At 74.2% G+C, this 21,474-nt stretch carries 21 protein-coding genes; 13 read left to right on the top strand and 8 right to left on the bottom strand.

The genetic code is table 11. From position 1 onward, the window contains the following. Nucleotides 1-181: 181 nt before the first annotated feature. Complete coding sequence (locus RNC47_RS18555) at nt 182-3,049, bottom strand: FAD-binding and (Fe-S)-binding domain-containing protein (protein WP_311600165.1); 2,868 nt, start codon at nt 3,047-3,049, stop codon at nt 182-184. 195 nt (nt 3,050-3,244) lie between these two features. Here RNC47_RS18555 and RNC47_RS18550 point away from each other — a divergent pair, with 195 nt between their 5' ends. The 6 genes from RNC47_RS18550 to serC all read left to right on the top strand — a co-directional run bounded on the left by RNC47_RS18550 (nt 3,245) and on the right by serC (nt 8,771). Beyond that, on the top strand, nt 3,245-4,840 hold the full coding sequence (locus tag RNC47_RS18550; RefSeq protein ID WP_311600163.1) for a sensor histidine kinase: 1,596 nt from the start codon (nt 3,245-3,247) through the stop codon (nt 4,838-4,840). Beyond that, nucleotides 4,837-5,298: a roadblock/LC7 domain-containing protein gene (locus RNC47_RS18545; protein ID WP_311600161.1), complete on the top strand. Its 462-nt coding sequence runs from the start codon at nt 4,837-4,839 to the stop codon at nt 5,296-5,298. Before RNC47_RS18550 ends, RNC47_RS18545 begins: the two co-directional genes overlap by 4 nt. Further along, entirely contained in the window at nt 5,295-5,651 is a 357-nt protein-coding gene (locus RNC47_RS18540) for a DUF742 domain-containing protein (protein WP_311600159.1), read from the top strand. The genes RNC47_RS18545 and RNC47_RS18540 overlap by 4 nt, the downstream gene beginning before the upstream one ends. Continuing rightward, nucleotides 5,632-6,267, top strand: coding sequence for a GTP-binding protein (locus RNC47_RS18535; protein WP_311600157.1), 636 nt, complete (start codon nt 5,632-5,634; stop codon nt 6,265-6,267). Before RNC47_RS18540 ends, RNC47_RS18535 begins: the two co-directional genes overlap by 20 nt. Further along, the gene (locus RNC47_RS18530) at nt 6,264-7,571 is read left to right on the top strand and encodes a cytochrome P450 family protein (protein WP_311600156.1); all 1,308 of its coding nucleotides are present in this window, start codon (nt 6,264-6,266) and stop codon (nt 7,569-7,571) included. The genes RNC47_RS18535 and RNC47_RS18530 overlap by 4 nt, the downstream gene beginning before the upstream one ends. Before the next feature lie 81 nt (nt 7,572-7,652). Continuing rightward, nucleotides 7,653-8,771 (top strand): phosphoserine transaminase, encoded by a 1,119-nt coding sequence (serC, locus tag RNC47_RS18525; RefSeq protein ID WP_311600155.1) that lies wholly within the window; start codon nt 7,653-7,655, stop codon nt 8,769-8,771. A gap of 45 nt (nt 8,772-8,816) precedes the next feature. Here the strand turns inward: serC and RNC47_RS18520 are convergent, their stop codons facing one another. Beyond that, the gene (locus RNC47_RS18520) at nt 8,817-9,632 is read right to left on the bottom strand and encodes an ABC transporter permease (protein WP_311600153.1); all 816 of its coding nucleotides are present in this window, start codon (nt 9,630-9,632) and stop codon (nt 8,817-8,819) included. After that, entirely contained in the window at nt 9,629-10,633 is a 1,005-nt protein-coding gene (locus RNC47_RS18515) for an ATP-binding cassette domain-containing protein (RefSeq protein ID WP_311600151.1), read from the bottom strand. The genes RNC47_RS18520 and RNC47_RS18515 overlap by 4 nt, the downstream gene beginning before the upstream one ends. Before the next feature lie 77 nt (nt 10,634-10,710). Here RNC47_RS18515 and RNC47_RS18510 point away from each other — a divergent pair, with 77 nt between their 5' ends. Then, entirely contained in the window at nt 10,711-11,469 is a 759-nt protein-coding gene (locus tag RNC47_RS18510; RefSeq protein ID WP_311600149.1) for a TetR/AcrR family transcriptional regulator, read from the top strand. A gap of 7 nt (nt 11,470-11,476) precedes the next feature. Here RNC47_RS18510 and RNC47_RS18505 read toward each other — a convergent pair whose 3' ends face one another. Beyond that, nucleotides 11,477-12,556: a hypothetical protein gene (locus tag RNC47_RS18505; protein ID WP_311600147.1), complete on the bottom strand. Its 1,080-nt coding sequence runs from the start codon at nt 12,554-12,556 to the stop codon at nt 11,477-11,479. 110 nt (nt 12,557-12,666) lie between these two features. Here RNC47_RS18505 and RNC47_RS18500 point away from each other — a divergent pair, with 110 nt between their 5' ends. From RNC47_RS18500 to RNC47_RS18485, 4 genes are all read left to right on the top strand, one after another. After that, complete coding sequence (locus RNC47_RS18500; RefSeq protein WP_311600146.1) at nt 12,667-13,200, top strand: hypothetical protein; 534 nt, start codon at nt 12,667-12,669, stop codon at nt 13,198-13,200. Between the two features lie 101 nt (nt 13,201-13,301). Then, a complete protein-coding gene (locus RNC47_RS18495; RefSeq protein ID WP_311600144.1) occupies nt 13,302-13,823 on the top strand; it encodes a hypothetical protein in 522 nt (173 codons plus the stop codon). A gap of 60 nt (nt 13,824-13,883) precedes the next feature. Further along, complete coding sequence (locus RNC47_RS18490) at nt 13,884-14,879, top strand: aldo/keto reductase (protein ID WP_311600143.1); 996 nt, start codon at nt 13,884-13,886, stop codon at nt 14,877-14,879. A gap of 135 nt (nt 14,880-15,014) precedes the next feature. Then, entirely contained in the window at nt 15,015-15,542 is a 528-nt protein-coding gene (locus RNC47_RS18485) for a GNAT family N-acetyltransferase (RefSeq protein ID WP_311600142.1), read from the top strand. Between the two features lie 414 nt (nt 15,543-15,956). On the opposite strand, the gene RNC47_RS18480 is transcribed toward RNC47_RS18485, so the two are convergent. Beyond that, entirely contained in the window at nt 15,957-17,294 is a 1,338-nt protein-coding gene (locus tag RNC47_RS18480) for an MFS transporter (protein WP_311600141.1), read from the bottom strand. A 94-nt stretch (nt 17,295-17,388) separates the two neighbouring features. Then, nucleotides 17,389-17,832: a MarR family winged helix-turn-helix transcriptional regulator gene (locus RNC47_RS18475; protein WP_311600139.1), complete on the bottom strand. Its 444-nt coding sequence runs from the start codon at nt 17,830-17,832 to the stop codon at nt 17,389-17,391. Between the two features lie 137 nt (nt 17,833-17,969). On the opposite strand from RNC47_RS18475, the gene RNC47_RS18470 reads away from it, so the two are divergent. Further along, nucleotides 17,970-18,260, top strand: coding sequence for a DUF2530 domain-containing protein (locus tag RNC47_RS18470; RefSeq protein WP_311600138.1), 291 nt, complete (start codon nt 17,970-17,972; stop codon nt 18,258-18,260). Nucleotides 18,261-18,287: 27 nt separating this feature from the next. Further along, entirely contained in the window at nt 18,288-20,699 is a 2,412-nt protein-coding gene (locus RNC47_RS18465; RefSeq protein ID WP_311600137.1) for an HAD-IC family P-type ATPase, read from the top strand. Here the strand turns inward: RNC47_RS18465 and RNC47_RS18460 are convergent. Both RNC47_RS18460 and RNC47_RS18455 read right to left on the bottom strand, forming a co-directional pair. Beyond that, the gene (locus RNC47_RS18460) at nt 20,590-20,916 is read right to left on the bottom strand and encodes an antibiotic biosynthesis monooxygenase (protein WP_311600135.1); all 327 of its coding nucleotides are present in this window, start codon (nt 20,914-20,916) and stop codon (nt 20,590-20,592) included. The two genes, RNC47_RS18465 and RNC47_RS18460, sit on opposite strands and share 110 nt — an antisense overlap. 19 nt (nt 20,917-20,935) lie before the next feature. Further along, on the bottom strand, nt 20,936-21,448 hold the full coding sequence (locus RNC47_RS18455; protein ID WP_311600133.1) for a hypothetical protein: 513 nt from the start codon (nt 21,446-21,448) through the stop codon (nt 20,936-20,938). Between the last annotated feature and the right edge of the window lie 26 nt (nt 21,449-21,474).

Genomic DNA, 21,474 nt, shown 5'->3' with positions numbered 1-21,474 from the left:
TTTGGCGGCGGCGCATCCACGCCGACGCCCGTGGCCCGGCACGCCCGGCGGGCCGGCCGCCCCGCGCGGCGAAGCCGGGGGCGCCGGCCCCCCGGCCGGATCCGCGCGACCGCCGGGCAGGCGCGGCCGGCAGGCCGGCTTGGCGGCGGAGCCGCCGCGCGGCCGTGGCCGGCGGCGGGCGTCAGCGGGTGCGGTCTCGCAGGGCCGCGGCCAGCGCCTCGGCCAGGTGGAGCGGGTGGTGGTCGGGGGCGAGGTGGGTGAGTTGGGTGCGGCAGGAGTAGCCGTCGGCGAGGACCGTCGCGTCGGCCGGGGCGGAGCGGAGTGCGGGGAGCAGGTGGTCCTCGGCGCAGGCCACGGAGACGTCGTAGTGGCCCTTCTCGAAGCCGAAGTTGCCGGCGAGGCCGCAGCAGCCGGCGGACAGGTCGCCGCGCAGGCCGGCGCGTTCGCGGAGCCGGCGGTCGGGGGCGTCGCCGAGGACCGCGTGTTGGTGGCAGTGGGTCTGGCCGACGACCGGGCGGTCGAGGCGCGGCGGCTCCCAGTCGGGTGCGTACCGCTCCAGCGTCTCGGCGAACGTGCGGACCAGGGAGGCGAGTCGGGCGGCGCGCGGGTCGTCGGGGAGGAGTTCGGGGAGGTCGGTGCGGAGCGCCGCCGCGCACGGCGGTTCCAGGACCGTGACGGGGAGTTCACCGGCGAGGGCCGGCGCGAGCCGGGACAGGGTGCGGCGCATCACCGCGCGGGCCTGGTCGAGTTGGCCCGTGCTGACGTAGGTGAGTCCGCAGCAGACCGCCCGCCGCGGCACGGTGGGGCGCAGGCCGGCCGCCGAGAGGACGGTCGCGGCGGCGTGTCCCGCCGAGGGGGCGAGGTGGTTGGTGAAGGTGTCGGGGAAGAGGAGGACGGGCCGCCCCGTGGCGGCCGGCTCCGGCCGCCAGCCGCGGGTGAACGACGTGGTCGGCAGCGGCGGGATGGCGCGTTCCTGGGCGATGCCGGCGAGACGTTTGGCGAGGGTGGCGAGCGGGCCGATCCGGACGGCGGCGTTGGCGAGCGGTGCGAGGCGGAGCGAGGAGACGAGGTCGAGCCACCTCGGGAGCCGGCCGAGCGCGTAGTGCGAGGCGGGGCGGAGCCGGCCGGCGTAGTGGTGGTGCAGGAACTCCGCCTTGTAGGTGGCCATGTCGACGCCGACCGGGCAGTCGCTGCGGCAGCCCTTGCAGGAGAGGCACAGGTCGAGCGCGTCCCGCACCTCGGTCGAGCGCCAGCCGTCCGTGACGACCTCGCCGAGCAGCATCTCGTGCAGCAGCCTGGCCCGGCCCCTGGTGGAGTGCGTCTCGTCGCGGGTGGCGCGGAACGACGGGCACATCACGTCGGCGCCCGGCGCCGTGACGCGGCAGCGGGCGACGCCGACGCAGCGCCGGACGGCCGCCGAGAAGTCGCCGCCGTCGTCGGGGTAGGAGAAGGCCAACGGGCCTGGCCGCACCGGGAGTCCGGTGAAGCGGAGGTTGGCGTCGAGCGGCTCGGGGCGGGCCAGCACGCCCGGGTTGAGCGCGCCGTCCGGGTCCCACAGGTCCTTGAACTCGCCGAAGGTGTCGACCAGTTCGGGCCCGTACATGCGGGGCAGGAGTTCGGCGCGGGCCAGCCCGTCGCCGTGTTCGCCGGAGAGCGAGCCGCCGTGCTCGGTCACCAGGTCGGCCAGCTCGACGCTGAACTCCCGGAACCGCGCGACGCCCTCGGTGGTCAGCAGGTCGAAGTCGATGCGGATGTGGATGCAGCCGTCGCCGAAGTGGCCGTAGGGCGCGCCGCGCAGCCCGTGGTCGCGCAGCAGGCCGCGGAACTCGCGGAGGTAGGGGCCGAGCCTGGCCGGCGGCACGGCGCAGTCCTCCCATCCTGGCCAGGCCTCACCGCCGTCCGGCAGCCTGGTGGCGGTGCCCGAGGCGTCCTCCCGGACCCGCCACAGCACCCGTTGCCCGGCCGGGTCCGCCACCACGGTGCGGCCGGTGAGCGAGGATCCTGCGGCGCGGCAGACGGCCTCGGCCGCGGCGGTCGCCTCGGCCCGGTCGGCGCCGCCGGTCTCGACGAACAGCCAGGCGCCGCCGGCCGGCAGCACGCTGAGCGCGTGCTCGTCGACCAGGTCGGCGGCCATGCCCTCGACGGTCAGCGGCCCGAGGCCCAGCAGTCCGGAGGCCGCCTCGGCGGCGGCCGACTCGTCCGGGTAGCCGAGCACCGCCAGCGCCCGCGCCGCGGGGGACGGCACCAGGCGCACGGTGGCGGCGGTGAGCACGCCGAGCGTGCCCTCGCTGCCGGTGAAGGCGCGGGCCCAGTCGCGGCCCTTCTCCGGCAGCAGTTCGTCGAGCGCGTAGCCGGAGATGCGGCGGGGCAGCTCGGGGTAGCCGGTGCGCAGCAGCGCGAGCCGGTCGGCGACCAGCGACTCGACGGCCGAGCGCAACGGCAGCGGCACCCCCTGGCCGCCGCGGTCCAGGCGGGCGGCGTCGCCGCGGTAGGTGAGGACGTCGAGGGCGAGGGTGTTGTCGGCGGTGGTGCCCCAGGCGACGGAGTGCGAGCCGCAGGCGTTGTTGCCGATCATGCCGCCGATGGTGCAGCGGCTGTGCGTCGACGGGTCGGGGCCGAAGGTCAGGCCGTGCGGGGCGGCGGCGTCGCGCAACGTGTCGCAGACGACGCCGGGTTGGACGACGGCGGTGCGGGCCTCCGGGTCGATGGCCAGCACCTGGTCCATGTGGCGGGTGAAGTCGAGGACGACGCCGGTGCCGGTGGCCTGCCCCGCGATGCTGGTGCCGCCGCCCCTGGGCACCACGGGGGTGCCGTGCGCGCGGCAGACGGCGAGCGCCGCGGCCACGTCGTCGGCGTCCCGCGGGGCGACGACGCCGACCGGCACCCGCCGGTAGTTGGAGGCGTCCATGGTGACCAGCGCCCGGCCGGCCGCGTCGAACTCGACCTCGCCGCGCACGGTGGCGCGCAGCGCCGCCGCCAGCTCCGTCGCCGTCGCCGACGCCGACGCCGATCCTTCCCGTCCCCGTACTTGTCCCGATTGATCACGCATGAGCACAGCCTGCCCGCTGAGCCGGCGAGAATCGATCGTCAGCGGAGGGAAACACGCGCCGAACACACAGAAACGGCACGCGGCGTCGAGACGGTCTCCATATCAGTTCCATACCGAGCTTCTCATCCGGGGGTGAGAAGTCACCTATAGTGTGGGCGAATTGAACAGGCCCCCCGTCAGCGAGGTCACCGGCTCATGACAGCGCACATACCTCCGCACCACCGGGCGGTGCGCCCCCCGCTGCGGCCGATAGTGATCGCCCTGCTCGGTTCGGCCGCCGTCGCCGGCGCTGCCTGGGCCGCCGCCCTCGCCGCGGCCCCCGACTCGTTCCGCACCCCGGTGGCCGCCGGCGGCGGCGTCGCGGCGCTGGCGCTGTGCGCGGCCGTGGTCACCGCGGCCGTGCAGGCCGGCAGGTACCGGTCGCTGCGGGAGCGGGTGGAGGCCCACGAGCGCGCCGTGGCCCGCTTCGTCGACACCTCGGTGCCACGCCTGGTGGAGCGGCTGCGCGGCGGGGCCTCGGCCGAGACCGCGATCGCCGCCGTCGAGCGGCCGGCCGACGCGCACACGCAGCGCGTGCTGCGCACCATGGCCGAGGAGATCGCCCGCGGCGAGGCCACCAAGGCCGCCGCCATGGCCGCCTGCGCCAACGCGGCGGGCCGCATGCAGGCGTTGGCCACCAGCATGCTGGCCAGCCTGCGCGAGATGGAGCACCGGCACACCGACGAGGACGTGCTGGAGGACCTGCTGCACCTCGACCACCGCACCGCCCAGGCCGGCCGGCTCGCCGACAGCATCGCGGTGCTCACCGGCGCCAGGTCGGGCCGCCGGTGGGGCAAGCCGATCGTGATGGAGAGCATCCTGCGCGGCGCGATGGGCCGGATCGGCGGCTACCAGCGGGTCAGGCTGCACTCGGCGGTCGGCGTCGCCGTCGCGGGCCACGCGGCCGAGGGCGTGATGCACGCGCTCGCCGAACTGATGGACAACGCGGCCAACTTCTCGCCGCCCAACTCCGAGGTGCACGTCTACGCGGAGGAGGTGCCGGCCGGCGTCGTCATCACCGTGGAGGACAGCGGCCTGGTGATGAGCGAGGTGGCGCTGCGCCGCGCCGAGCGGGCCGTCTCCAGCGAGGCGCTCGACCTGACGACCCTCTCCGGCACCCGCCTCGGCCTGGCCGTGGTGGGCGTGCTGGCCCGCAAGCACGGCCTCTCGGTCTCCTTCCGGCCGTCCGCGCGCGGCGGCACGGGGGCGCTGCTGATGATCCCGCAGGACCTCATCACCCGGCCCAGGACGGAGCGCATCGACGACGCCGACAGCGGCACCACCCGGCCGGCCCGCACCGTCCGGCTGCGGCCCTCGGGCGACGGCACCCCGCAGGACGCCAAGGCGCCGGCGGCCCCGGGCGGGGCCGTGGCGCTGGCGACCGCCGCCGGCCGCGCCGAGCCGCGCCCCACCGCCGAGCACGCGCCCGCCGGGGACGGCGGCGACCCCACCGAGACCGGCGGACTGCCCCAGCTCAACGAGGCGGGGCTGCCCAAGCGCCGCCGCGGCCGGACCCTGGCCAAGGCACACCCGCAGGGCCTCGACCGACCGCGCGACGCCGGCCAGCAGACGCCGCCGCCCGCCGAGTCGGGCACCCGCTTCCGGACCTTCCGCCAGGCCGTCCAGAAACAGGGTCAGGGACAGACCCGGGCCCCCGGCGCCGACCAGGCGGCGACCACTCCCCCAGCCGACTCCCCCACGCCTTCCGCTCCCACCGCCAACACCGCCCAACCGGAGGACGACACCCCATGACCGCTCCATCCACGGGGGCCCACCAGAACGCGACGGGCACCGGCGCCGCGGACGACAAGCTGGACTGGCTGCTGGAGAACCTCCTGAGCCGCACGCCGGGCGCCCGGCACGCGCTCGTCCTCTCCAGGGACGGCCTCAAGCTCTGTCGCACCCCCGAGCTGTCCGAGGACCAGGCGGACCAGCTGGCCGCCATCTCGGCCGGCATCCAGAGCCTCTCGCACGGCGCCTCCATCGAGTTCGGCGACGGCACGGGCGGCGTCCGGCAGTCCATGACCGAGTTCTACGGCGGGATCCTGTTCATCGTGGAGGCCGGCGACGGCGCCCACCTGGCGATCGTCGCCGACGAGGACGCCGACGTCGGCCTCATCGGCCACAACATGAGCGAGCTCGTCGAGCAGCTCGGCGAGCACCTGAGCGCTCCGCCGCGGCACGCCGCCGAGGGCGGCGAATCGGCATGAGCCGGCGGGGCCGGGACGAGGATCCCGACCGGCTGTACACCCTCACCAGGGGCCGCAGCCGGGCTTCGGACGAGTTCGACCTGGTCACGCTCGTGGTGAGTGAGTCCGAGCCGGTGCCCGGCATGCAGTCGGAGCACCGGCGGATCCTGCGGATGTGCCGCTACCCCACCGCCGTGGTGGAGGTGGCGGCCGAGCTCAGGCTGCCGGTCACCATCGTCCGCATCATGTTGAGCGACCTGCTCGAACAGGGCCTGATCAGCGCACGCCACCCCCGTACCGTCGCCGCCCGGGCCGACGGACTTCCCGACTCCCATCTCCTTGAGCAGGTGCTCGTTGGACTCCGCAACCTCTGACCGCCCCGCCGTGCGCACCCACCTGGGCAGCCAGGCGAGCAACGGGCTGAAGATCGTGATCGTCGGCGGCTTCGGCGTCGGCAAGACCACCATGGTCCGCTCCGTCAGCGACATCCGGCCGCTGAACACGGAGGAGATCATGACCAGGGCCGGGCAGGAGGTCGACGACCTGACCGGCGTCAGCGGCAAGACCTCCACCACCGTCGCCTTCGACTTCGGGCGCATCAGCCTCAACGAGCAGACGGTGCTCTACCTGTTCGGCGCGCCCGGGCAGGAGCGGTTCTGGTTCCTGTGGGACCGGCTGTTCTCCGGCACGCTCGGCGCGGTGGTGCTGGTCGACACCCGGCGGCTCCAGGACTCCTGGTACGCGATCGACCGCCTGGAGCACCACGGCACCCCGTTCATCGTGGCGCACAACGACTTCGGCGGCCCGTCCCACACCCACGAGCAGATCCGCGACGCCCTCGACCTGCCGCCGGACGTGCCGCTGATCGACTGCGACGCCAGGTCCCGCGCGTCGAGCAAGAGCGTGCTGATCGAGCTGGTCAGCCACCTGCACCGGCTCTCCACGGCCCGGGCGGGCGGCGCCGTCGGCGCCCGGGGGGCCGCCAGGTGACCGTGCCGGCCCGCCCCCTGGCCCCGGACGCGGTGCCGCTGGACACGGACCGCTTCCACACCGATCCGGTGCCCCTCTACCGCGAGCTGCGGCACCGGCACGGCTCGGTGGTCCCGGTGCTGCTGCCCTCGGACATCCCGGCCTGGCTGGTCATCGGCTACCGCGAGGTGCACCGGGTCAGCGGCGACGCCGACACCTACACCAGGGACCCGGCCCGCTGGAACCAGTGGGCCAGCGTGCCGGCCGACTGGCCGCTGCTGCCGCTCATCGCGCCGCGCGGCGCGTCCCTGCTGCACACGGTCGGCACGGCGCACGCCCGGCGCGCCACCGTGCTCAGCGACGCGCTGGAGGCCGTGGAGCCGGGCGAGCTGCGCCGGCACACCGAGCGGATCGCCGACGCGCTGGTCGACGACTTCGGCCTCGACGGCCGGGCCGACCTGGTCGCCGCCTACACGGCCCGGCTGCCGTTCCTCGTGCTGGCCGAGCTCTTCGGGCTGCCGGCGGACGAGGCGCCCGAGCTCGGCGACGCGCTCCGGCGGGGCATGGCGAGCGGCGCGGCCGCCAACCGGGCGCGCGGCCTGCTCGTGGAGACGATGCGGCGGCTGCTCGCCGCCCGGCGCGCGGCGCCCGGCGCCGACGTGCCGTCCAGGGTGCTGGCCGCCTCCCCTGGGGCGGGCGAGACGGAGCTGGCCGAAGATCTGGCGGTGCTGTTCGCCGCCGGCCACCTGCCGACCGCCGACTGGCTCGGCAACACACTGCGGCTGATGCTGACCGACGCCCGCTACGCCGCCTCGGACGCCGGCGGCCGGCTCGGCGTGGAGCGGGCGATGAACGAGGTGCTGTGGCGGGACACCCCGACGCAGACGGTGGTGGGCCGCTGGGCCACCCGCGACGTCCAGCTCGGCCCGCGCCAGCTGCGCGCCGGCGACCTGCTGCTGCTCGGCCTCCAGGGCGCCAACGGCGACCCGCTGGTGCACGGCACCAGCGCCCCGGTGGCCACGGCGGCCGCGCTCTACGGCCTCTCCGGGCTGGTCAGCGAGCCGGGCCCGGTGCCCGAGCCGGTCGCCGGCGGCCCCGCGAACAGCGCCTACCTCTCCTTCGGGCACGGCGAGCGCCGCTGCCCGTTCCCCGCCCAGGAGATCGCCGAGACCGTCACCCGGACCGGCGCCGAGGTGCTGCTCGACCGCCTCCCGGACATCGAACTTTCCGTCGCCGCCGAGGAGTTGACCTACCGGCCGTCGTCCTGGCTGCGGGGCCTCGACGCGCTGCCGACCCGCTTCGCCCCGGTGGCCGGACGGCGCTGATCCCGGGGCCCGGGGCGGGCGTCAGGCTGCCGAGGTACACCAGATGTGCGGGACCGGCGCCGGAGGGGCTACGCTCCGGCCGTGGCCGATATCCAGATTCCCGCTGACATCAAGCCCGCCGACGGCCGGTTCGGTTCCGGCCCCTCCAAGGTGCGCACCGAGGCGCTGAGCGCCCTGGCCGCGACCGGGAGCTCCCTGCTCGGCACCTCCCACCGTCAGGCCCCCGTCAAGGACCTGGTCGGCAGGGTGCGCGCCGGGGTGCGCGAGCTGTTCTCGCTGCCCGAGGAGTACGAGGTCGTGCTGGGCAACGGCGGCTCCACCGCCTTCTGGGACGTCGCGACGCACGGCCTGATCGAGGCCAAGTCGCAGCACCTCTCGTTCGGGGAGTTCTCCTCGAAGTTCGCCAAGGCCGCCAGCAAGGCGCCCTGGCTGGACGAGCCGACGGTCATCACGGCCACGCCCGGCACCCACCCGCAGCCGCGGGCCGAGCGCGGCGCCGACGCCTACGGCCTGACCCACAACGAGACCTCCACGGGCGTGTCCGCCCCGATCCGCCGGGTGCCGGGCGCCGACGAGGGCTCGCTGGTGCTGGTGGACGCCACCTCGGGCGCCGGCGGCCTGCCGGTCGACATCACCGAGACCGACGTCTACTACTTCGCCCCGCAGAAGTCGTTCGCGGCGGACGGCGGCCTGTGGGTGGCGGTGTTCTCGCCGGCGGCGATCGCCAGGGCGGAGCGGATCGCGGCCTCCGGCCGGCACATCCCCGAGTTCTTCTCGCTGACCACCGCCATCGACAACTCGCGGAAGAACCAGACCTACAACACCCCGGCGCTGGCCACGCTGTTCCTGCTGAACGAGCAGCTGGAGTGGATCAACGGCCAGGGCGGCCTGTCCTGGGCCACCGAGCGCACCGCCGACTCCGCGTCCCGGCTCTACGGCTGGGCGGAGAAGGCCGAGTACGCCTCCCCGTTCGTGACCGACCCGGCCCAGCGCTCGCAGGTCGTGGGCACCATCGACTTCGCGGACGGCGTGGACGCGGCGGCGGTCGCCAAGGTCCTGCGCGCCAACGGCATCGTGGACACCGAGCCGTACCGCAAGCTGGGCCGCAACCAGCTGCGCATCGCGATGTTCCCGGCGATCGACCCCGCCGACGTGGAGGCCCTGACCCGCTGCGTCGACCACGTCATCGAGCGCCTCTAGCCTGCGAGACGGGCCGGCGGCACGCGCCGCCGGCCCGCACGCGTCTCACCTCCCCAGCGCCTGGTAGCGGCGGACGGCGAGCGGCAGGAAGACGGCCGTGATGGCCAGCGGCCAGACCAGGGACATCAGCAGCGCGTGCTGTTCCACCCAGCTGTCGCCGGTGGTGGACGGCAGCCCGAAGAGCTCGCGGACGGCGGTGGCCGTGGAGGAGACCGGGTTCCACATGGCGATCGCGCCCAGCCAGTCCGGCATCAGCGAGGGCGGCGTGAAGACGCTGGAGATCATGCCGAACGGGAAGGCGACGGCGAACAGGTTGCCGGCCGCCTCCTGGTTGGGCACCAGCAGCCCGAGGTAGACGCCGATCCAGATCAGCGCGAACCGCAGCAGGAGCAGCAGCAGGAACGCGTAGACCGTCTCGACGAGCGTGCCGTCCGAGCGCCAGCCGATGGCGAGCGCGATCAGCGCCATCACGGCCAGGTCGATGCCGGCGTGCAGCACGTCGGCCACCCCGCGCCCCGCGACGACGGCGGAGCGGGCCATCGGCATCGACCGGAAGCGGTCGATCACGCCGCGGTCCTTCTCGACCGTCACCGCCACCGCCGTGTTCATGAAGCCGAAGGCCATGGTCATGGCGAACATGCCGGGCATGACGAACGTCGTGTAGTCCTGTCCCCCGCCGACGTCCATGGCGCTGCCGAAGACGTAGACGTACAGCAGCACGGAGACGATCGGGAAGCCCAGCTGCCAGGCGATCAGCGAGGGCTGCTTCACCAGGTGGCCCAGCTCGCGCCGGACGATCGTCCCGCAGTCGGCGAACGCCCAGTAGAGGCGGCGCTCGTTCCCTTCGATGGCGGTGCTCATGCCGCGTTCTCCTTCTGCTTCTCCTGGTCGGTCTCCTCGTCCGGCCGGTCGCCGGTCAGCCGCAGGAAGACCTCGTCGAGGGTGGGGCGGCGCAGCCCGATGTCGAGCACGGCGGCGCCCGCCTCCTGGAGGGTGCGGGCGACCTCGGTCAGGGCGGCCACGCCGTCGGTCACCGGCGCGTGCACCCGCAGTTCGGCCTCGTCCGTCTCCGGTGGCCGGCCGCCGGCCACCCGGGCCACGGCCGTGGTGGTGACGGGCAGGTCGGCCGGGTCGGCGAGCACCACCTCGATCCGGTCCCCGCCGACCGCGCGCTTGAGCCCGGCCGGGGTGTCCTCGGTGACCTTGCGGCCCCGGTCGACGACGCAGATCCAGTCCGAGAGCTTGTCGGCCTCGTCCAGGTAGTGGGTGGTCAGCAGCACGGTGGTGCCGGTGGCGGTCAGCCGGCGCACGGCGTCCCAGACCTCGCGCCGGCCGCGCGGGTCGAGCCCGGTGGTCGGTTCGTCGAGGAACAGCACCTCGGGCGCGAGGATCATGCTGGCCGCCAGGTCGAGCCGGCGCCGCATGCCGCCGCTGAACCCGCGCACCTGCTTGTCGGCGGCCTCGCCCAGGCTGAACTGGGCCAGCAACTCCTCGGCCCGCGCTCTGGCCTCCCGGTGGCTCAGGTGGAAGAGCCGGCCGAACATGCGGAGGTTCTGCCGGGCGGTCAGGATCTCGTCGACGGCCGGGTGCTGGCCGGTGAGTCCGATGCGGCGGCGCACCAGGTCGGGGCGGCGCACCACGTCGTGGCCGCCGACCTCGGCGCGGCCGCCGTCGGGCCGCACCAGCGTGGACAGCATGCGGACCGAGGTGGTCTTGCCCGCGCCGTTCGGCCCCAGCAGGCCGCAGACGGTGCCGCGCCGCACCCGCAGGTCGAGGCCGTCGACGGCGGTCTTGTCGCCGTAGCGCTTGCGCAGCCCCTCGGCGATCACGGAGTACTCGGAGGTTTCGGAAACGGGTGGCATGCGGCCAGTGTAGCCACTACCGCGTACGCCGTACCCATTTATTTTCCCGGATCGGGGCGGCCCTACAATGACCAGCCATGACATCGGCACACAGCGGACGCGGCGACATCAGCCGCAGCCTCGAGCTGATGTGGCGCGGCCGTGAGCGGTCGACCAGGGGCCCCAAGCCGGGGCTCACCCTGGAGCGCATCGTCGAGGCCGCCGTCGAACTCGCCGACCGGGACGGCATCGCGGCCCTGTCGATGCGCAACGTGGCCGCCGCGCTCGGCGTCGGCACCATGTCGCTCTACCGCTACGTGCCGGGCAAGAGCGAGCTGCTCGACCTGATGCTCGACCACGTCGAGGCCCCCGCGGCCGACCTGGCGGAGTGGCGCGGCCGGGAGTGGCGCGACACGCTGCAGTTCATCGGCCAGGGCACCTACCGGCTCTACCTGCGACACCCCTGGCTGCTCCAGGTCAACCAGGCCCGCCCGCTGCTCGGCCCCAACGCGCTGACCAACTTCGAGTTCGCGCTGTCCGCGCTCGACGGCCTCGGGCTGACCAGCCGGGAGAAGGTCGGCCTGATCACCACGCTCGTCGCGTACGTCAGCGGCCTGGCGCGGCAGCACGTGCTGACCGCCCAGGCCAACGAGGACGCCGAGCTGAGCCAGGAGGAGTTCTGGGCCGCGCAGGGGCCGGTGATGGAGCTGGCGCAGGCCAGCGGCGCCTACCCGCGGGTGTTCGCGCTGGAGGACGACACCTTCGCCGAGGGGAGCGTCGAGTACGGCCTGGACTTCGGCCTGGCCCTGCTGCTCGACGGCTTCGCGACGTTCGTCGCGGCGAAACGAGGGTCCTGACGGGCCGTCACGCCCTGCGCCGCCCGCCGCCGCGCAGCAGCCGGCGCAGGCCGAGCAGCGCGACCACGCCGAGGCCGACCAGCACCGCGCCCCGGGTCAGCAGCCCCGACGCGGCGCCGTCGTCCCCCTCGTCCGCCGCCGCGTCCCCGCCGCCGGGGTCGTCCGAGCCCTCCTCGGCGGCGTCCCGCTCCGCGCCCGCGGCGTCCGGCAGCAGGTCCCCGGACAGCTCGACCGGCTCGACCTCGCTGCCCGCGCCCTCGGTGCCGAACATCAGGGTGCGGCCGTCCGGGGCGAAGGTCACCGACTCGCCCTGCTGCTGCACCGGCGGGAACACGCTCCGCTCGATGGGCACCGGCGCGTCGTCCTCCCACCGGTAGACGCGGGCCGCGAAGTAGCCGCGCAGGACGAGGCGCGTGCCGTCGGGCGAGAACGCCCCGTCCGTCGTCCACAGTTCGATGTCGGCCACCCGCTCCAGGGTGTTGACGCCTTCGGTCGACAGCTCGCCGGGCGCCGCGTAGAGCGCGCCCGTGCCGTCCTGCTTCTTGCTGACGACATAGACCCGGCCGGTCTCCGGATGCACCATCAGCGCCTCGGCGTCGCGCGGCCCGTCCGCGTAGCTGACGGGGTAGACGGTGGGCGTCACCGTGGCGTCGGCCAGCTCGGCCGGCTCGGGGAAGCGGTAGAGCCACACCTCCGACCAGCCGCCGTCGAAGTTGTCCCCGATGTCGCCGACCCAGAGGTCGCCGTCCGGGCCGATCGAGATCGCCTCCAGGTCCCGCCCCTCCACGCCGCTCAGCGTGACGGTGGCGACCGTCTGCCCGGTCGCGGAGTCCACGGCGTAGACGTTGGGGCCCGCCGCGTCCTGGTCGTTGTGGGTCCAGTAGACGCCCGGGTGGCGCCGGCTGGCCTGGAGGCCGCTGGACTCGGTGATCCGCGGGTCCTCGATGGTGAACGCGGACGGCGGCTCGCCGGCGTCGTCCTCGGCGGCCGCCGCGATCCCCGGGGTGAGGGCGGTCAGCAGCAGCCCGGCGGCGAGGGAGACGGCGCGGCGCGGCGCGGTCACCGGCGGAACGGTCAGGGTCGGCATGGCCCAAGCCTGCCATCCGACCGGGTGACGGTGACATTGCAGGTTGCGATGTGGCGAACTGCGCTCCGCGATCTTGTGGCCACGCATCGCAACCCATAGTGTCGCTGACCATGACTACCGCACACGGCCGGAGCACGGTGACCGCGGCCCCGGCCGCCGCCGACCGGCCCCCGACCCTCCCGGCACTGGCCGCCCTGGCCGGCTCCATCCTGGCGATATCCGGCTCGTTACTCGACTGGTCGGTCGTCGAGCACCAGCAGTGGGGCACCACCGAACTCACCGGGATGGACGGCGACGGTGTCTACACGCTCATCGCCTCGGCGCTCGCCGCGCTGCTCCTGCTGGCCGGCGTCCTGGGGAAGCGCGCCCTGATCGTGCTGGGCGCCGCGGCCCCCGCGCTGGTCGCCGTCGGCTTCGCGCTGCGCACCCTCGCCGACCCCGACCGGTTCGCCCGCGCCTACATCGCCGACGAGTTGGGCGCCACGGGAGAGCGCGCGGAGGCCATCCTGACCAGCGTCGTGGAGTGCTCGCTCACCACCTACCCCTGGCTCGTGCTGGCCGGCGCCGGGCTCGCGGCGCTCGGCGCCGTCATCGCGGGCGCCCGGGGCTTCAACGGAAGACGCCGTTCCGAACCGACGGGTTGAGCGGGCATCGCGCGGACATTGCGCGAAGGATTGTCAGCAACGGGCGACAAAACGGACGATCGCGTTGCGGCGGCCCGGGCCGCTCCGTACGGTCGCTGCACGTGACTGGCATCGGACAACACCAACCAGCCATGCAGCCGACCGTGCCGCCTGCGGGGGGCGGCGCGGCAGGCATACCCGCCGCCCCCCTCTGGGTGGCGCTCACGGGCGGCGCCCTCGCCGTCACCGGCTCGTTCCTGGCGTTCTCCACCGTCCAGGTCGACGGCGGGACCGAGAGCAGCGGCGGCCTGAAGGGCGACGGCGTCTACACGCTGGTCGCCGCGTTGAAGATGCTCGGCTGGCTGGTCGCCGGTCTGCTCGCCCCGCACGTCAGGACGCGCCTCACGCTCGTCGCCGGCCTGCCCGCGCTCGCCCTCGTCGGCCTCGGCGTCCTCAACCTGGCCTCCCCGGAGCGGGCCCTGCGGTCCGAGATCGAGAAGAACGGCGGCTCGGGCGCGGATCTTGACGAGCTGCTCGCGCTCCTCGACGTCTCGGCCGGCGTCGGCGTCTGGCTGGTGCTGGCCGGCGGCCTCGTCGGCCTCGGCGCGATCGCCGCCGTGGGGCTGCGCGCCCGCCGCGGCTGAGGCGCCGTCAGGGCCGCGCCCCGCTTGCCTGGAGCGCGCTCCAGGGCGTTGGCTTGCCCCATGAAGTACACGCAGCTCGGACGCACGGGACTCAAGGTCAGCCGGCTGGTCCTCGGGACCATGAACTTCGGACCGCTCACCGACGAGGCGGACAGCCACGCCATCATGGACGCCGCGCTCGACGCGGGCGTCAACTTCTTCGACACCGCCAACGTGTACGGGTGGGGCGAGAACAAGGGCCGTACCGAGGAGATCATCGGCTCCTGGTTCGCCAAGGGCGGCGACCGCCGCGACAAGGTGGTGCTCGCCACCAAGGTCTACGGCGACATGACCCCCGAGCGGACCGCGTGGCCCAACCACGACCGGCTCTCCGCGCTGAACATCCGCCGCGCGGTGGACGCCAGCCTCCGCCGGCTCGGGACCGACCACATCGATCTCTACCAGTTCCACCACATCGACCGGAACACGCCCTGGGACGAGATCTGGCAGGCCATGGACGTGCTGGTCACCCAGGGCAAGATCCTCTACGCCGGCTCCTCCAACTTCGCCGGCTGGCACATCGCGAGCGCCAACGAGGCCGCCGCGCGGCGCGGCTCGTTGGGCCTGGTCAGCGAGCAGTGCCTGTACAACCTGGCGGAGCGGCGCGCCGAGATGGAGGTCGTGCCGGCGGCCCAGCACTACGGTCTCGGCGTCATCCCGTGGTCGCCGCTGCACGGCGGGCTGCTCGGCGGCGCGCTCCGCAAGGAGCGGGAGGGCGGCGGCAGCCGCTCCACGGGCGGCCGCTCGGCCGACGCGCTGGCGGACGCCACGACGCGGGCCCGGATCCAGGCGTACGAGGACCTGCTCGACAAGCACGGCCTCGCCCCGGGCGAGGTGGCCCTGGCCTGGCTGCTGACCCGCCCCGGGGTCACGGGACCGATCGTCGGCCCCCGGGTGCGCGAGCAGCTGGACTCGGCGGTGCGGGCGGTGGAGCTCGACCTCGACGAGGAGCTGCTCGCCGCCCTCGACGAGATCTTCCCCGGCCCCGGCGCCTCCCCCGAGGCGTTCGCCTGGTGACGGCCGGCTGACGACGACCGGCGGCGGCCTATCCCAGGGCCGCCGCCAGCACCACCACGGCCAGCAAGGCCACCAACGCCGCCGTCACGATCCGGCTCCTGCTCCTGGCATTCACGCCCTCTAGTATCCGCCCCCATGAGCGAGATACGGATGCGGGCCGGGGGCCCCGATGACGTCCCCCTGATCCTGGCGATGCTGGACGGCGCCGTGGAGTGGCTGGCGTCCCTGGGCCGCACCGGCCAGTGGGGCACCGAACCGTGGTCCACCCGCCCCAAGGCGGTCGCCCGGGTCCACGAGATCGTCGCCTCGGGCACCCCCTGGATCGCCGAGCTGGACGGCGAACCGGCCGGCGTCGTCACGCTCACCCCCGGGCCGACGGCGTACGTCGACCCGGTCGACGAGCCGGAGGTCTACGTCCACCTGCTGGTCACCGACCGCCGCTTCAAGGGCCACGGCGTCGGCGCGGCGCTCCTGGCCCACGCCGTGGCCGAGGCCCGCCGCCAGCGGATCGACCTCGTCCGCGTCGACTGCTACGCCGGCGACGACGGCCGCCTCGTCGCCTACTACCGAAGCCAGGGCTTCACCCCCGTGACCACCTTCACGGTCGGCGACTGGCCGGGCCAGCTCCTCGCCCAACGAGTCCTCTCCGACGACCGGACCTGACGCGTACCGCGCTGCGCGCGGGAAGCGATGCCGCGCTGCGCGCGGCGGGAACGCCGTGAGGCGCGGAGGCCGCCGGCCGTACGCCGCGCCTCCGGCGCGAACAGGCCACGCCTGACGGCGCGAGCCGCTGCCGCGCTCCGCGCGGCGGGCCGACCAGCGGGACGCGGGCCGTGCGTCGCGCCACCGGCGCGGCCACGCACCGCCTGACGGCGCGGGCCGTCGCCCACCGGCGCCGCGACGGCTGGCCACCGCGCCCCCGGCGCGGCGGAACGTCGGCCGTGCCGGCTGGCGCCGCGCGCGAGCGCGCTCCGCGCTCGCGGCGCGAACATACACCGCCTGACGGCGCGGAGCCGTCGCCCGCCGGCGCGGCGCACGGCCGCGCTTGCGCGCGCGAGCGCGGCCCCGCTGCGGCCGTTAGGCCGCTCTCGCGCCGGGGATGGCCGGGACCTCGCGGGGGACGAGGGCGACGCGGCGGCGGCCGTCGCGGAGGGTGATCTGGAGGCGGAGGCCGCCGATCCTGGCCAGGACGAGGGCCACGCCCACCGCCGAGCCCAGGCAGATGGCGCCGCCCGCGATCATGCCGATCCGGGCGCCGAACTCGTCCGTCAGCCAGCCCATCATCGGCCCGCCGATCGGCGTGCCGCCCACGAACACCATCATGAAGAGGCTGATCACCCGGCCCCGCATGGCCGGGTCGCTGGCCACCTGGATGCTGGAGTTCGCCGTCACCTGGAACATCAGCGCGGCCAGGCCGACCGGGAACATCAACACCGCGAACAGCCAGAACACCGGCGACAGCGCCGCCACCATCAGCGCCAGGCCGAACGCCGCGCCCGCCGCCACCGTGAACCGCATCCGCCGGCTGCCGCGCCGCGCCGCCAGCAGCGCGCCGGCCACCGAGCCCGCCGCCATCACCGAGTTGAGCAGGCCGTAGGTGCCCGCCCCCGAGTCGAAGACCCGGTCGGTGAACGCGACCAGCCAGATCGCCGCGTTGAAGCCGAACGTGCCGATGAAGCCGACCAGCACGATCATCCACAGCAGGTCGGGTCGGCCGCCCACGTACCGCAGGCCCTCGCGCAGCTGTCCCTTGCTCCGCGGCACCCGCTCCACCGGCATGAGCTCCGAGGTCCGCATCAGGCAGAGGCCGACGATCGGCGCGATGAACGAGAGCCCGTTGTAGAGGAAGGCCCAGCCGGAGCCCACCGAGGTGATCACGACGCCGGCCACGGCCGGGCCGACGAGCCGCGCGGACTGGAAGTTGGCGGAGTTGAGCGAGACCGCGTTGCGCAGCAGCCCCGGGCCGACCATGTCGGAGACGAAGGTCTGGCGGGCCGGGTTGTCCACCACGGTCGCCAGGCCCACCGCGAACGAGAGCGCGTAGACGTGCCAGACCTCGACCACGCCGCTGAGCGTCAGCACCGCCAGCAGGACGCCGGTGACGCCCAGCGCGGCCTGGGTGCAGATCAGCAGCCGCCGCTTGTCGAAGCGGTCGGCGAGCACGCCGCCGTAGAGGCCGAAGAGCAGGAACGGCAGGAACTGCAGCGCCATGGTGATGCCGACCGCGGCGGCCGAGTCGGTCAGCTCGTGCACCAGCCAGTCCTGGGCGATGCGCTGCATCCACGTCCCGATGTTGGAGACGGCGGAGCCCAGGAAGTGGATCCGGTAGTTGCGGACCCGGAAGGAACTGAAGGTGGATATCTTGTCGGTCGTCGTGGGTGCGGGTGCGGAGTCGGCTCCGGGTCCCGGACTCAAGGGGAACACTCCTTCGTGCTGTGGTTCCTATCGTGCGTCGGTGCGTGGGTGGGGGATGGTCTCCTGGGGGTGAGGGCCGGGGGCGGCCCGGCGGCTAGAGGTGCGCGAGTTTGTGCAGCACGGGCGCCGCCTCGCGGAGCGCGGCCCACTCCTCCTCGTCGAGCTCCTCGATCAGCTTGGCCAGCCAGGCGTTGCGCTGGTGGCGGCTCGACTCGAGCATCTCGGCCGCCTGGTCGGTGGTGGCCACGAGCTTCTGCCGGCGGTCCTCGGGGTGGGGTTCCAGGCGCACCAGGTGGCGCTCCTGGAGCAGCGCGATGATCCGCGTCATCGACGGCGGCTGGACGTGCTCCTTGCGGGCGAGCTCCCCCGGGGTCATGGCGCCGCAGCGGGAGAGCGTGCCGAGCGCGGACAGCTCGGCCAGGCTCAGCGTGTGGTCGACACCGAGGTGACGCAGCCGGCGGGACAGTCGCAACACGCCCATGCGGAGCGTGTTCACCGCCTCGGCGTCGTCGGGGTCGTCCATCATCGCGTGGGGCATGCGTCACCGCCATTGCTCATTAGCTTGCCTAACGAAATATATGACGATCATAGGCTCGGGTCCATTCCCTTGCGCCCATTGGAGTGAGACGTCACACCCGTACCAGCGGGTAGGGACCGGCCGGCTACCCTGACCCCATGCGCTGGGGTGATGTGACCAAGGGCAAGCGGGAGGCTCCCGAGCCGCTTGAGGGCAACGTGGTGGCCACCATCACCGTGGGCACCGTCGTCTGGGCCGTGCTCTTCGTCGCCCAACTGCCGTTCTACTCCTGGTACGCGGACCACGGGCACACCCGGTGGCTCTGGTCCTGCGCGGCCGGCGTCGGCCTCGGGCTGCTCGGCCTGGTGCTCGTGCGCCGCCGCGAGGCCGGCCTCCGGGTCGCTCGCGCGGCCGCCGACACCCGCCGGGAGACCACTCCACAGGACTGAGGCCACGCCCCGCCGTACCGTCGGAACATGACGCAGACGCCGGCGGGCGGCCTCACGGCGGCCGAGGTCGCGGAGCGCGTCCGGCGCGGTCGGGTCAACGACGTACCGGCGCGCTCCTCCCGCCCGGTGCGGGAGATCGTCCGGGCCAACGTCCTCACCCTCTTCAACGGGATCATGGGGACGCTCTTCGCGATCATCCTCGTCGTCGGCCCGATCCAGGACGCGCTCTTCGGCTTCGTCGTGGTGGCCAACACGCTGATCGGCATCGTGCAGGAGCTGCGGGCCAAGCGGACCCTGGACAGCCTGGCCGTCGTCGGCGAGGCCCGCCCGACCGTGCGCCGCGACGGCGAGCCGCGCGCCGTCCCCACCTCCGAGATCGTGCTCGACGACCTGATCGAGCTCGGCCCCGGCGACAAGGTCGTCGTGGACGGCCGCGTCGTCGAGGCGGACGGCCTGGAGATCGACGAGTCGCTGCTCACCGGCGAGAACGACCCGGTCCTCAAGCGCCCGGGCGACCAGGTGCTCTCCGGCAGCTTCGTGGCCGCCGGCGGCGGGGCGTACCAGGCCACCAGGGTGGGCCGGGAGGCGTACGCGGCACGGCTCGCCGAGGAGGCCACCCGCTTCACCCTCGTCAACTCCGAGCTGCGCAACGGCATCCAGCGCATCCTGCGGATCTGCCTGGCCGTGATGGTGCCGGCCGGCGTCGGCCTGGTCGTCAGCCAGCTGGTGGTGTTCAACAGGACCGACACCTTCGGCGCGATCCGCCGCGCGGTGGCCGGCATCGTGGTGATGGTCCCCGAGGGCCTCGTGCTGCTGACGTCCGTCGCCTTCGCGATCGGCGTCATCCGGCTCGGCCGGCGGCTCTGCCTGGTGCAGGAGCTGCCGGCCATCGAGGGCCTGGCCCGGGTCGACGTCGTCTGCCTCGACAAGACCGGCACCCTCACCGAGGGTGGCATGGACGTGGCCGAGCTGCGGCCGCTCGGCGACACGGCGCCGCGGCTCGCCGGCGAGGTGCTCGGCGCCCTCGGCGCGGCCGACCCGCGCCCCAACGCCAGCCTGCGGGCCGTCATCGACGCCTACCCGCCGCCGGAGGGCTGGCGGGCCGCCGACACCCTGCCCTTCTCCTCGGCCCGCAAGTACGCGGGCGCGGCGCTCACCGCGCCGGACGGCCGGGAGTCCGTCTGGCTGCTCGGCGCGCCCGACGTGCTGCTGCCGTCAGCTCATCCACAGCTTGTGGATATCGAACGGCTCAACGCGGCCGGGCTGCGCGTCCTGCTGCTCGCCGGCTCGGCGCGCCCGCTCGACGCCGCCCCCGACGACGTCACGCCCGCGGCCCTCGTCATCCTCGAACAGCGGCTGCGCCCCGACGCCGGCGACACGCTGCGCTACTTCGCGGAGCAGGGCGTCGCGGCCAAGGTCATCTCGGGCGACAACGCGGTCTCGGTCGGCGCCGTCGCCGCCAGGCTGGACCTGCCGGGCGCCGGTCCCGGCGAGGCCGTCGACGCCCGCGACCTCACCCCGGAGGACCTGGAGCGCGCCACCGTCTTCGGCCGCGTCACCCCGCGGCAGAAGCGCGAGCTGGTCGGCGGCCTGCGGGCCGGCGGCCACACGGTCGCGATGACCGGCGACGGCGTCAACGACGTGCTGGCCCTCAAGGACGCGGACATCGGCGTCTCGATGGGCTCCGGGTCGGCCGCGGCCCGGGCGGTGGCGCAGATCGTGCTGCTGAACAACAGCTTCGCCACCCTGCCGTCGGTCGTCGCCGAGGGCCGCCGGGTCATCGGCAACATCGAACGGGTCGCGACCCTCTTCCTCACCAAGACCGTCTACTCGGTGGTCCTCGCCGTCGTCGTCATCGCCACCGCCGTCCCCTACCCCTTCCTCCCCCGCCACCTCACCCTGCTGTCCACGCTGACCATCGGCGTGCCCGCGTTCTTCCTCGCCCTCGCCCCCAACACCGCCCGCGCCCACGCCGGCTTCGTCCCCCGCGTGCTGCGGCTGTCCGTCCCGTTCGGCGTGATCGCCGGCGCCGCCACCATCGGCGTCTACCTCCTCGCCCGCGCCCACTACGGCGCCGGCGCCGCCACCAGGGAGGCCGAGACCAGCGCCGCCACGCTGACGCTGTTCCTGATCGCGCTGTGGGTGCTCGGCATCATCGCCCGCCCGCTGACCGGCTGGCGGATCGTGCTCATCGCCGCGATGGCGGCCGCCTTCGCACTGGTCCTGCTGGTCCCCGGCCTCCAGCACTTCTTCGCCCTCCGCCTGGCCGGCCTGCTGCTGCCCTGGGCGGCGGTGGCGGCCGCGGTCGCCGCCTGCGCGCTGATCGAGCTCAGCTACCGGCACCCGTGGCCGACCAGGCGTCGACCACCTCGACGTGCCGGATCCCGCCCGACTCGGAGATATGGCCGAACCAGGCGGCGCACTCCGGGATCGTCGTGATCATCCGCGCCGCCTCCTCGGCCTCCGCCCGGCTCCGCCACACGATCACGTCCAGCCACCCGCCGTCGTCCTCCCTGGTGAGATACGCCGCCAGACACCCGGGGAACCGCCGGTGCAACGCCTCGACCATCCGCGGCCGCTCGCTGACCAGCAGCCGCTCGGCCCCCTCCAGGATCCGGAACCGCGCCAGTTCGATCACGTTCGACTCGTTCGACATGTCCGGATTCTACGGTCCGTCACCGCGCGGACCGGGGCGGCCACGAGCGTGCCGGCGCGGCCGACTCCGCGCCGGGGCAGGAAAACCCCGGGCCGCCGCGGTTGGGCGAGCAGGTGATGAGGTCGAGGGTGGTGTAGCCGGTTGCTTGGATATACCAAGCGGCGTGCGCGTCCCTCCCCCGGCGGAGGGTGGCGGCCACATGCGCCACCTTGGCGGCCAGCCGCGCCGGCTCCCCCTCCTGCGGCGAGGCGAAGCCGGGCGCGGCGTGCGTCATCTGTTCCTCGAACCAGCGGACGGCGTCGTCGATGTCGTGGAACGTGGCGGTGATGGCGCTCGCCGGCCGCAGCAGCCAGTTGGCGATGAGGATCGGGGTGCAACGGTTGGCCGCGAAGGCAGGTGACTCGGGTCGGCGTGGACCCTCCTGGTCGTAGGTACGGCGGTCGCCGGTCCAGCGGTAGGCGTGGATGTGCCGGCGGGGCCGGCCCCCCTCCGAGGAAGGGGGCCGGCCGTGGTGCGGGTTACTGGCGTCCACAGCCGTCGCCGTCTCCGCAGCCTCCG

Source organism: Streptomyces millisiae (assembly GCF_031845425.1).
In the GTDB taxonomy this organism is placed as follows: domain Bacteria; phylum Actinomycetota; class Actinomycetes; order Streptomycetales; family Streptomycetaceae; genus Streptomyces; species Streptomyces millisiae.
This window is presented reverse-complemented; position numbering and strand designations above follow the sequence as displayed.

Excerpts from the sequence above, each read along its gene's own strand:
- RNC47_RS18555 (WP_311600165.1), bottom strand. The coding sequence starts at position 3,049 with ATGCGTGATCAATCGGGACAAGTACGGGGACGGGAAGGATCGGCGTCG.
- RNC47_RS18550 (WP_311600163.1), top strand. The coding sequence starts at position 3,245 with ATGACAGCGCACATACCTCCGCACCACCGGGCGGTGCGCCCCCCGCTG.
- RNC47_RS18545 (WP_311600161.1), top strand. The coding sequence starts at position 4,837 with ATGACCGCTCCATCCACGGGGGCCCACCAGAACGCGACGGGCACCGGC.
- RNC47_RS18540 (WP_311600159.1), top strand. The coding sequence starts at position 5,295 with ATGAGCCGGCGGGGCCGGGACGAGGATCCCGACCGGCTGTACACCCTC.
- RNC47_RS18520 (WP_311600153.1), bottom strand. The coding sequence starts at position 9,632 with ATGAGCACCGCCATCGAAGGGAACGAGCGCCGCCTCTACTGGGCGTTC.
- RNC47_RS18515 (WP_311600151.1), bottom strand. The coding sequence starts at position 10,633 with ATGCCACCCGTTTCCGAAACCTCCGAGTACTCCGTGATCGCCGAGGGG.
- RNC47_RS18510 (WP_311600149.1), top strand. The coding sequence starts at position 10,711 with ATGACATCGGCACACAGCGGACGCGGCGACATCAGCCGCAGCCTCGAG.
- RNC47_RS18505 (WP_311600147.1), bottom strand. The coding sequence starts at position 12,556 with ATGCCGACCCTGACCGTTCCGCCGGTGACCGCGCCGCGCCGCGCCGTC.
- RNC47_RS18500 (WP_311600146.1), top strand. The coding sequence starts at position 12,667 with ATGACTACCGCACACGGCCGGAGCACGGTGACCGCGGCCCCGGCCGCC.
- RNC47_RS18490 (WP_311600143.1), top strand. The coding sequence starts at position 13,884 with ATGAAGTACACGCAGCTCGGACGCACGGGACTCAAGGTCAGCCGGCTG.
- RNC47_RS18485 (WP_311600142.1), top strand. The coding sequence starts at position 15,015 with ATGAGCGAGATACGGATGCGGGCCGGGGGCCCCGATGACGTCCCCCTG.
- RNC47_RS18475 (WP_311600139.1), bottom strand. The coding sequence starts at position 17,832 with ATGCCCCACGCGATGATGGACGACCCCGACGACGCCGAGGCGGTGAAC.
- RNC47_RS18470 (WP_311600138.1), top strand. The coding sequence starts at position 17,970 with ATGCGCTGGGGTGATGTGACCAAGGGCAAGCGGGAGGCTCCCGAGCCG.
- RNC47_RS18465 (WP_311600137.1), top strand. The coding sequence starts at position 18,288 with ATGACGCAGACGCCGGCGGGCGGCCTCACGGCGGCCGAGGTCGCGGAG.
- RNC47_RS18460 (WP_311600135.1), bottom strand. The coding sequence starts at position 20,916 with ATGTCGAACGAGTCGAACGTGATCGAACTGGCGCGGTTCCGGATCCTG.